Here is an 11489-nt window from a genome sequence, read left to right as displayed (position 1 = left end):
TTTAGAAGGTTTTTTTAGTTATTTAGTAGTGCACAAATTTAGGTGTTTGTCAAATTAATTTAGATGCGTTTACCCTGGGAAGGGAGTAGCAACATTTGCAGCTCGATGGCAGCTTGTAGGAGAGGGAGGCAACCTACTTAGTGTTGCTACGATGGAAGATGGAACTTTGGTTGGTGTTGGTATAGACAATCAGCTTTACCAATTCCTGGGATGATAGCGCTTGTATAGACGATCTCTATTAATCAACTCGACCTTGTTGCAAATACCAGGTCGTTTTTTTAAGCTCATATTAGCTTCGCTAGTTCTGGGCGTATCTTTAGTGAGGGCAAAAAGTGTAGAAAAACAGATGGTGGAGTTAGCTGGAGTTATCGATTATAGTCTTGAACCAATTAACAAAAAGCAACTCGCTGCTTTCAAACTAACCCATGCTTTTCGATACTCATTGATAAAATCGTGGAATTTGGAAGGAGACTTCTGATGAAAAACCAATGGGATCTGAGCGAATTCCGTCTATTCGTAGAAGAAACACTCAAACAATGGCAAGTGCCAGGAGTAGCGATCGCGATCGTACTTATCAGCATAACTACGAGATAGCAGAAAATTCGATCGCCCTTTAATATCAATCGTTTAATTATTTCGATCGCATTTTGGCAAAATTCCTCAACAGTTAAGCGGAAAAACCCCTCGCAGCCGATAATCACCCGCTTCTCCCCCAAATCTCCACGCACAACAGCATCCTCGAAATAATCGGACATTTCCCGCACACTTACAGGTACGATCGAACTATTGTCATCTGATTTGAGATTGGGGATTGTCCCCATCAGTCAACCTGCGCGTCGGAATGAATCCGGGGGCTGGTTTTTTTATCCAAAATCCCAAATCCCAAATCTCAAATCGGCATGGTCATTAGCCATTTGCCAACAGTCACATAATTGTTGACAATATTGCACAATAGATAAAATTGTAAATATATAGCACCTGCGTTTTTTTTGACCGCTTATGAATAGCAGATTCCTCGATCGCCTCCACCACCCCTCGCGCCCCGTCATCGTCTTCGACGGCGCGATGGGAACCAACCTGCAAGTCCAAAACCTCACCGCAGAAGACTTTGGCGGCAAAGAATACGAAGGCTGCAACGAATATCTCGTCCACACCAAGCCGGAAGCAGTCGCCAACGTGCACCGGGGATTCCTCGAAGCAGGGGCCGATGTCATCGAAACAGACACCTTTGGCGCTGCTTCCATCGTTCTCGCCGAATACGATTTGGCAGACAAAGCATATTATCTCAACAAAACTGCCGCCGAACTCGCCAAGGGTATCGCCGCCGAATTTTCCACGCCAGAAAAACCTCGATTTGTCGCAGGATCGATCGGGCCAGGCACCAAATTGCCAACATTAGGACACATTGATTTTGACACGCTCACCGCCGCTTTTGCCGAACAAGCAGAAGGACTTTATGACGGCGGCGTTGACTTATTTATTGTCGAAACTTGTCAAGATGTGCTGCAAATTAAATCAGCATTAAATGCCATTGAAGAAGTATTTAAGAAAAAAGGTGCGCGCATTCCGTTAATGGTATCAGTCACAATGGAAGCCACCGGCACAATGTTAGTCGGTTCCGACATCAGCGCCGCCCTAGCCATTTTGCAGCCGTACCCGATCGACATTTTAGGCCTCAACTGCGCCACCGGGCCCGATCGCATGGCCGAACACGTCAAATACCTTTCCGAACATTCGCCCTTCGTCGTTTCCTGCGTTCCCAACGCCGGTTTACCCGAAAACATCGGCGGGCACGCGCACTACAAACTCACGCCAATAGAATTAAAGATGGCCTTGATGCGCTTTGTCGAAGACTTAGGCGTGCAAGTCATCGGTGGCTGCTGCGGCACCCGCTACGATCACATCCGCGAACTATCAGAAATTGGCAAAACTCTTAAACCCAAAATCCGCGAATTTACTTGGGAACCTTCCGCCGCTTCAATTTACACCGCCCAACCCTACGAACAAGAGAATTCCTTCTTAATTGTCGGCGAAAGACTCAACGCCAGCGGTTCCAAAAAATGCCGCGATTTGCTAAACGCCGAAGACTGGGACGGTTTAGTAGCAATGGCCAGGGAACAAGTGCGAGAAGGCGCGCACATTCTCGATGTTAACGTTGATTATGTCGGCCGCGACGGCGTGCGCGACATGAAAGAATTAGTTTCCCGCGTTGTGACTAATGCAACTCTCCCTTTAATGCTGGATTCCACAGAATGGGAAAAGATGGAAGCAGGCTTAAAAGTTGCGGGCGGCAAATGTTTGCTGAATTCCACTAACTACGAAGACGGAGAACCGCGTTTTTATCAAGTTTTAGAGTTGGCGAAAAAATACGGCGCGGGCATAGTTATTGGTACAATTGACGAAGACGGGATGGCCAGAACAGCCGACCAAAAATTTGCGATCGCCCAGCGCGCCTATAACGCCGCCGTCGCCTACGGAATTCCCCCCGAGGAAATCTTTTTTGATACCCTAGCATTGCCAATTTCTACCGGGATTGAAGAAGACAGAAAAAACGGGAAAGCTACCATCGAATCGATCCGCCGCATCCGCCAAGAATTGCCAGGATGTCACGTAATTTTAGGAGTTTCTAACATTTCCTTCGGGTTGAATCCGGCGGCGCGGCAAGTCTTGAATTCCATGTTTTTGCACGAAGCGATGCAGGCGGGGATGGACTCGGCAATTGTCAGCCCGAATAAGATTTTGCCGATCGCCAAAATCGACCCCAAACACCAAGAAATCTGCCGTAAACTGATTTACGACGAACGGGAGTTTGACGGCGATATTTGCGTTTATGACCCCTTGGGCGAGCTGACAACGGTGTTTGCGGGCAAAACCACAAAGCGCGATCGGACAGAAGACGCAAGCCTCCCGGTAGAAGAACGTCTCAAGCAGCACATCATCGACGGCGAACGCATTGGGCTAGATATCCAACTCGCCAAAGCATTAGAAACCTATCCGCCTCTCCACATTATCAATACCTTCTTGCTAGACGGCATGAAAGTAGTCGGAGAATTGTTCGGTTCGGGACAAATGCAACTGCCATTTGTATTGCAGTCAGCAGAAACCATGAAAGCGGCAGTTGCCTATTTAGAACCGTACATGGAAAAGTCCGAATCCGGGGACAACGCCAAAGGAACATTTATCATCGCTACTGTCAAAGGCGACGTTCACGACATCGGCAAAAACTTGGTTGATATTATCCTATCAAACAACGGCTACCGAGTGATTAACTTGGGTATTAAACAGTCAGTTGACAATATTATCGAAGCCTACGAGAAGCACAAAGCCGACTGTATTGCCATGAGTGGCTTGCTGGTAAAATCCACCGCATTTATGAAAGAAAATCTGGAAGTATTCAACCAGAAAGGAATTACCGTTCCGGTAATTTTGGGCGGCGCGGCTTTGACTCCCAAATTTGTACATGAAGACTGCCAAAATACCTACAAAGGTAAAGTCGTTTACGGCAAAGATGCGTTTTCTGACTTGCACTTTATGGACAAACTCATGCCTGCAAAATCTGCGGGTAAATGGGAAGATTTGCAAGGATTTTTAGATGAAATAGGGCAGGAGAATGGGGCGGCTAAAGAAGCTAAAGCTGCGCCCGAAACTTCTGGAGAAGATGCCAAGAAAGCAGACACTCCTGTGGTGATAGATACCAGGCGATCCGAAGCAGTTGCAGCAGATATTGATCGCCCGACTCCTCCTTTCTGGGGAACAAAACTGTTGCAGGGAGAAGACATCCCCTTTGAGGAGATTTTCTGGCACTTAGATTTGCAAGCTTTAGTTGCCGGTCAGTGGCAGTTCCGCAAGCCAAAAGACCAATCGCGGGAAGAATACGATGCTTTCTTAGCTGAGAAAGTTTATCCCATATTGGAAGAGTGGAAACACAAAATTATCACCGAAAATTTACTGCAGCCGCAAGCAATTTACGGGTATTTTCCCTGTCAAGCTGAAGGTAATTCTTTGCATTTGTACGATCCAGAAATTATGGAGGGCGGGCAAGATGTATCGACACCCGCTGCAACATTCACATTTCCCCGGCAAAAATCGGCGCGACGGCTGTGCATTGCCGACTTCTTTGCACCCAAAGAATCGGGAAAAATCGATGTATTTCCGATGCAAGTAGCGACAGTGGGAGAAATTGCTACAGAGTACGCGCAAAAGCTATTTGCTAACAATCAATATACCGACTATCTCTACTTTCACGGGTTAGCGGTACAGACAGCGGAAGCAATCGCAGAATGGACTCACGCGCGAATTCGCCGGGAATTGGGATTTGGTAGCGAAGAACCCGACAGCATTCGCGATATGCTAGCACAAAGATATCGCGGTTCGCGGTACAGTTTCGGCTATCCCGCTTGTCCGAACATGGCGGATCAGTACAAGCAACTGGAATTGTTAAAGTGCGATCGTATCAACCTCTACATGGATGAAAGCGAACAACTTTATCCCGAACAATCAACAACGGCAATTATCACCTATCACCCAGCCGCCAAATACTTCAGCGCTTAATTCGTAGGGTACGCTATAAGCACCTTTCTCTCGCTTTGATCGTTCATTATTCTCGTTCCCAGGCTCTGCCTGGGAACAAAGATCGGGAGGCAGAGCATCCCTTTAAAAACCGGGGTGCCGAGCCTCAAAAAATGCGTTTTCAGGTATAACCTGCCAACAATACAAAAATAGTTTCCGAATTAAAGCAATAAAAAAGCACCTTAACAAAAGTGCTTTCCTGAATATAAACTTTCCGTGTCTGACGAAACTTTTACGAGTAATTCCGGGGAGTGCGCGCGCCGGCAGATGCTCCTACCATCGAAGCAACTAAACCCAATAGTGAGCCGAACAAGAAGGACCAACCAGCTTTTGCAGCATTACCAGCAATATTTCGAGTATCCTGAGCAGATACGTTAGGTGCTCGGTTCGGCAAATCGACCCCGCCCTGCTGTGCTTGATTAATTGCTTCTCCCGCATTCGCAGCTATTACGCCAAAAGTGCCGGCCACGCCATTTGCTAACAGCCAAGAGCCAATTGTTAAGGTCGTTGCCCACAAAATTGCTCCATTTAAAAGCGCTGTGTTGCGGTTCATCGGGCCGCAAGCGCGAGCAGTTACCCAACCGCCAACGGCCAAGCTAATTAACAAACTAATAATTGACCAAATTCCCACGCCGGTACCCACGTCCCCGGCAATAGTGCGCGGAGCTCCTGAACCAGCAATGTTGCTCAACCCGATCGCAGCGCCCAATGCACTTAATACCAGTTGTGTGCCGATCGCAATTACCAAACCAGAAAAAATCGGGCCCCAACGTACTCGATCGTGGTATTCCATCACTGAATTTACGACCACGGGTTCGGTACCAACGTTATCTACAGGTCTATTTACGTATGACATAGATTTTTTTTTCCTCTGAGATTTGCTTTAATTTTTAACAATCTTTCACTTAAGCATTGATTGTGGCTGAGATTGATAGAAACTATATCTGCCTGGGGAAATAACCAGTATCTATGTCTGAAGAAAGAAACGAAAAAGTCATCCGCCCCCAGCCACCCGCTATTAGCTAATGACTGATGACTGATGACTGATGGCTGATAACTATTTTATCCCGTTGGAAAGCTTCCCGGATGTATACAGAAAAGGCGGACGTATACAGAAAAAACAGCTTAACGCAATCTTACAGCCGTTCCAACGGCAGTAATCAGCAGCAAAGCCCCGTTTGAGTCTACATTAATCGTGCCGGTGTCAACTTCCACCCCGATTACGGCATTGGCGCCGAGGCGCTGGGCCCGTTTTTCCAGTTCCGCGAGGGCATCTCGCTGTCCTTTGAGAAACACTTCCTCGTAACTGCCGGTGCGCCCGCCGATGATGTCGCGAATGCCCGCGAAGAAATCTCGCAGGGCATTGGTGCCGTAGACAACCTCAGCAGTTACAATTCCCAGGTAAGATTGAATTTCTGCTCCTTGGATGATATCAGTTGTTGTTACAATCATCAGTTGGCCTCAATCGCGAAAATTTTGAGTGGGTCTTGTTCTGTAGATTTACTACATCTCGCCACTCAAACATTCCTGGTAAATCATAAGTTGTCAGCTTGCCAAGCAGACAGCTACTCGCTCTTCCATTCCACATACTCTTTGAAACACATGGCCGTGCACAAACAAAGTCTCTTGGTATTCAGTACGTTGCTAGTAGCAGGATTCGCTGTCGCAGCGCCGCAGATAGCGCTCTCAGCAGAAATATCCGTTCAAGTCAACCCTCAAAATAATTCAAATTTAGATGATCTGCTGCGACAAGGGCGCGAGTTTGTAGATTCAGGAGACTACACTAGGGCGATCGCCATTTATCAAGAAGCGGCGCGTTTAGATACGGAAAACCCCCGCATTTTTTCGGGTATTGGCTATTTAGAAGCGCGTCAGGGCAACTATCAAGCCTCAGTAGAATTTTACCAACAAGCGATCGGTCTCGATCCGAATAATGCTGACTTCCAATACGCATTAGGATATGCTATGGCGAATTTACAAAACTATCCCGCAGCAGCCACAGCTTACCGCCGCGCCGCTGTGCTCGATCGCAAAAATGTCAATGCCCGAATCGGTCTCGGAGTGGTACTCTTTCAGCAAAAAGATTACAGCGGTTCTTTTAAAGCATACCAAGAGGCGATCGCCCTCGATCCAAAAAATTGGCAAGCTTATTCTTCAATGGGTTTAGTATTGATCCAGCAGGGAAGTTTTGCCAGTGCTGTCACCGTCCTCCAACAAGCAGCCGAACTCGCTCCCAAACAAGCAGGTGTCCAGTTAAAATTAGGCACTGCTTTGCTGCGTGCCGGCTATACTTCCGAAGGGCTAGCAGCTTTTGAAGAAGCTGCCAAATTGGAACCCCGGAATCCAGAAGTGCAGCTAGAAATTGGCGAACTTCTCCAGGCTCAAAACGACTTCGACGGAGCGCTTATAGCTTATCAGCGGGCTATTGAGGTGCGACCTAATTTAGTGGAAGCACACGCAGGAATGGGGAAAATTCAACTGGAAAAACAAGATTTTTCAGGAGCGATTACTACTTTTCGGCGAGTGATTAAGCTTGATCCAAACCGGGCAGAAGCTTATTACAATATGGGCAAGGCACTCAAAGCGCGCGATCGCAAATCCGAAGCAATTGAAGCTTTTCAACAAGCCCTCGACACTTACCGCCAGCAAGGCAACAATGATGGTGCACAAAAAGCTGAGGCGGCATTGCGGGAACTGAAGTAATATTTCTCAATGTACTAATAGGTAATTGGCTAGCAGTTTTGAGTGTGGAGTAAGTAATTTTCCTAGGGCTTAACTCCTTCAACCCGCCTTGTTGCAAGGAAAGAAGCAATCTCAAAACTGTTTCTATTCCCTATTGCCTAGGCCCCTTTCCTGTTCCTTCTTCCTTCTTACTTCGTTTGCTTAAGTTTTTAATTGAATGCAGATAAATGTGGCTAAATAGAGTACAATATTGGCGCGATTGGAGAAGGGCGATCGCTCTGTAAGTTTAAGAAGAAATAAGGGCGATCGCACAACAGCATTTTGTCAAAGCTCCATCTTTTGTAATATGCTAAAAAGGCTTATTGACAATGAATCTATTTCTATTGGTAGAGACGGCAAAGTTGTTAACATTTGTAAAATAAGCAAAATATCCTCTCCCTAGAACTTCATCTATGCAAACGTATGATGTCATTATCATAGGCGCAGGTCACAACGGACTCGTCTGTGCGTCTTATCTGCTGAAAGCTGGATATACAGTCCTCTTGTTAGAAAAACGTTCAGTTCCCGGCGGCGCGGCAACTACTGAAGCTGCCATTCCCGAATTGCCGGATTTTAAATTCAATCTTTGCGCGATCGACCACGAATTTATCCATTTAGGGCCAGTTGTAGAAGAACTAGAACTGGAAAAATACGGTTTAGAATATCTTTTCTGCGATCCAGTGGCCTTTTGTCCACATCCCGACGGTAAATATTTCTTAGCGCACAAATCCGTTGAAAAAACTTGTGCTGAAATTGCCCGCTATAACGAGCGCGACGCTAAAAAATATGCCGAATATACAGACTTTTGGCAGCGGGCTTTAGGGGCAATGGTTCCGATGTTTAATGCGCCACCAAAATCCATCATAGATATTCTGGGCAACTACGATATTTCAAAGATCAAAGATTTATTGTCCGTCATCGGTTCACCCGACAAAACGCTGGACTTTATTCGCACGATGCTCACCAGCGCTGAAGACCTTCTCAACGAGTGGTTTGACGAGGAATTTATCAAAGCACCCCTAGCAAGATTCGCCGCAGAGCTCGGCGCGCCTCCTTCGCAAAAAACCCTTGCTGTAGGTGCAATTATGCTGGCAATGAGACACAATCCCGGCATGGCAAGACCGCGCGGAGGAACCGGTGCATTAGTGCAAGCGCTGCTCAATTTAGTTAAAAGCTATTCAGGTGTGGTACTTACCGACCAGCACGTCGAGAAAATATTAGTTGATGATGGTCGCGCTGTGGGAGTTCGAGTGGCCAACGGCACGGAATACCGCGCTACAAAAGGTGTCATTTCTAATATTGATGCTAAGCGCTTGTTTCTGCACTTAATGGACTCCAGCGATGTTGACAGTGCCGACCCGGATTTGCGGGAAAGATTGGAGCGCAAAATTGTTAACAACAACGAGACTATTCTCAAAATAGACTTAGCTCTCAATCAAATGCCCAAGTTTGATCGCTGGAATCATCGGGACGAATATTTAATCGGTTCGGTTTTAATTGCAGATTCGGTGAGACACGTTGAAATTTCTCACAGCGAACCTTCAATCGGCAGAATTCCCGACTCTGACCCATCGATGTATGTAGTGTTTCCGACGGTACTAGACCCGTCAATGGCTCCCCCCGGACATCATACGGCTTGGATTGAATTTTTTGCTCCTTACATGATCGAAAATGCTGAAGGAACCGGTCAACACGGTACGGGTTGGACGGATGAGCTGAAAAACAAAGTTGCCGATCGCTGCATTGATAAATTAGCAGAATACGCGCCAAATATCAAAAATTCAATTATAGGGCGCCACGTGGAAAGTCCGGCAGAATTGGGAGAGCGTTTGGGGGCTTTGAAAGGGAATTATTATCACGTTGATATGACGCTAGATCAGATGATATTTTTCCGTCCTTTGCCGGAGTTGGCGAATTACAAAACGCCGATCGATGGTTTGTTCCTCACGGGGGCGGGAACGCATCCGGGTGGCTCAATTTCGGGGATGCCGGGACGCAACACCGCTCGCGTTTTCATGCACTCGCAGCAGCCTTTCGCGCAGACTTTAGCAGATGCGGCTAATACTCTGAAAGCGAAGGGTAAGTCGGTATTTCGGAGTAATGAGAAGTAAGAGGACTGGCACTGCCTGCCCTTATTGATTTACTCAGGACTTACGCACTCCCATCGAAGAAACCGGGTTTTTTACCGAATCAGAGGGTCACAACCAATTATTGTCGTAAAATACCCGGTTTCTATGCCCCTATGTGTAAGTTTGATTAATGTTTCCATTAGGGTTAGTTGCAAATTTCCATTAGGGAGAGTAATTTTAGGGTGCATCTCAGTTTAGCAAATACATCAAATTGAAAGTTGACCGTTGAGATAAGCACAGCGAAGAGAAAGGATAGACGAAACGTTCTCAATCTTCCATTGCGCTCCCGATATTTTCACCCTTAATCCAATGCGTTTAATTATTGATTCAATTGTTCCCGAACCAATCGAACTTATGGATTCTTCTTTGTAGTATTGGTAATTGACTATTCGACAGCGATGGGTCTCTAAATAATTACAAAACGTTTTATTTTAAATGCTCGATCTTTAAAGTCTTTAAATAAATTTATAACTTCATCAAGTTTGCCTTGCCATAACATATTTTCTACTAATTTTAGTTCTTTTATTGAACCCCCCTACCTTGTAGAGATTTTCTTTGAGATGATACCAATCTAAGATTTCTTGTCTTTGTTCATTGTCTCCAATTTCTTTAAATATGTTCCAAATCCCGGCATGACCATCTCCTAGACAATACATAGGGTGTAGTAATTTTTGGCTATTAGTCCCATCAATTAAATCTTGATTATTTTGAAAAAAGGCTGCCGAATAAACATTATCTAAACACAGGGCTTTATAGTCTTTCCAGTAACAGCTCTCGCCCTTGGTTTCGTTGCGTAGTCTAACTTTACCGCCATCCAATGTAATTTTTTTGACTCCTTGTTGAGATGTAGGTAATTCAAATTCTTGTCGATTGACTAATCTTTGTAATGTACTGTGAGAAATTTTGATTCCCGTAAATTTTTCCAAATCTTTTTCTGCCATTTGATAAGATTCATTAGCGCCGATTAAAAGACAGCAAGTTTCCATGAGTGGACTAAATTGACTGTAAGCTTTTAAGCCAAAATATTTTGCCTGATTATCTGTAATGTCGAGCGAGCCGATTATTGATTTTATTTTTCGGGGCTTTCCTGTTTTAATTCCTGATACTGATGAAAAAAAAGCTACCTAGTTCTGGGCCGACTTCTTCTAACATTTTCGCTTCGCAGGGTTTTTTCTATACTTTTAAAACTTTTTAACTCGGTTGGATCTGTATTTCTGTAAAAAATTTCTGCTACCGCTTTTAAGTGGGCTTTTAGCTGTTGTTGGTCTGATGGTGTCATTTTATTTGTCTCATCTTTATTTAACGATTTTACTAGCTTTTTCATTTTCTCTCTTTTTTGACACATTTGGCAAAGTGAGATGCACCCGCCAAATATCGACGACAGCGGTTCGTAGCTGATGGCATGAGTGTAACGAAGATATGTGACGCGAGCTTTGAATTGAACGGCCAAACGGTGAACCTGGTTCCATTCCCAATGGTACAGGTGCAACATATTCGGTCTGACAGCAGGCACACTGACCATCATAACGTTCGATTCGGGTGACTATGGGGCGAATTGGGGGTAGTTCGGTTTTTTCGTAGAGGGATTGCAATTTTTGTGCGGCGGCGGTGAGTTTCTCTCCACACTGGGGACAATTTTTGAGTTGGGCGATGATTGTTTGGTCGGGTTCAGGATGTAGCTGTCTTCCCCCTCCTGCTCTTGCTAGGCTTCTTTGTCTTTTTATCCCCTCAATTTTCTATGGCTTAATGTTTGGCTTGAATCATGAGGATGGTGGAGTGCTGGAATTTTGGCTAGGTTTTTTGGGAGATGAGCCTGGTTTTGGTTCGTATGTGGCTAATGCTGCGCTAAGTTTTTGGATTTCTGGCCATAGCTCTACTATCAAGGCTTCTTTTGCCTCGTTCGATAGTTGCTTTAAGTCGGGGAGTTTTTCCATCCCTTGATCTAATGTCTATCTTGTCTTCTTGTCAAGGGGGTTGAGCAATTACTATTTTAGGTTCTTCCTTACTTGGTATGCTAAACTAACAGTTAAAATGCCAAGTAAGCAAACATCTATTTTTGTAATTTTCAAA

General features: G+C 45.4%; 6 protein-coding genes and 1 pseudogene. 3 read left to right on the top strand and 4 right to left on the bottom strand.

What is annotated here, in order from left to right; all coding sequences use genetic code 11:
• Positions 1-413 precede the first annotated feature (413 nt).
• Entirely contained in the window at positions 414-821 is a 408-nt protein-coding gene (locus tag QT979_RS27680; RefSeq protein WP_333216664.1) for a hypothetical protein, read from the bottom strand.
• A gap of 178 nt (positions 822-999) precedes the next feature.
• Between QT979_RS27680 and metH the strand changes: the two genes are divergently transcribed.
• The gene (gene metH, locus QT979_RS27675) at positions 1000-4551 is read left to right on the top strand and encodes a methionine synthase (RefSeq protein WP_333312254.1); all 3552 of its coding nucleotides are present in this window, start codon (positions 1000-1002) and stop codon (positions 4549-4551) included.
• Between the two features lie 250 nt (positions 4552-4801).
• Here the strand turns inward: metH and QT979_RS27670 are convergent, their stop codons facing one another.
• Both QT979_RS27670 and QT979_RS27665 read right to left on the bottom strand, forming a co-directional pair.
• Positions 4802-5425, bottom strand: a complete 624-nt coding sequence (locus QT979_RS27670) for a hypothetical protein (protein ID WP_333216668.1) — start codon at positions 5423-5425, stop codon at positions 4802-4804.
• Positions 5426-5694: 269 nt separating this feature from the next.
• On the bottom strand, positions 5695-6021 hold the full coding sequence (locus QT979_RS27665; protein ID WP_006634531.1) for a YbjQ family protein: 327 nt from the start codon (positions 6019-6021) through the stop codon (positions 5695-5697).
• 150 nt (positions 6022-6171) lie between these two features.
• Between QT979_RS27665 and QT979_RS27660 the strand changes: the two genes are divergently transcribed.
• Together QT979_RS27660 and crtO are read left to right on the top strand one after the other, a co-directional pair.
• Positions 6172-7272, top strand: a complete 1101-nt coding sequence (locus tag QT979_RS27660) for a tetratricopeptide repeat protein (RefSeq protein WP_333312255.1) — start codon at positions 6172-6174, stop codon at positions 7270-7272.
• Positions 7273-7703: 431 nt separating this feature from the next.
• Complete coding sequence (crtO, locus tag QT979_RS27655; protein ID WP_333312253.1) at positions 7704-9401, top strand: beta-carotene ketolase CrtO; 1698 nt, start codon at positions 7704-7706, stop codon at positions 9399-9401.
• A 224-nt stretch (positions 9402-9625) separates the two neighbouring features.
• Here the strand turns inward: crtO and QT979_RS27650 are convergent.
• Positions 9626-10698 (bottom strand): annotated as a pseudogene (locus tag QT979_RS27650) (ISKra4 family transposase).
• Positions 10699-11489: the final 791 nt, after the last annotated feature.

It is taken from the genome of Microcoleus sp. w2-18bC1 (assembly GCF_036700365.1).
GTDB lineage: Bacteria > Cyanobacteriota > Cyanobacteriia > Cyanobacteriales > Microcoleaceae > Microcoleus.
This window is presented reverse-complemented; position numbering and strand designations above follow the sequence as displayed.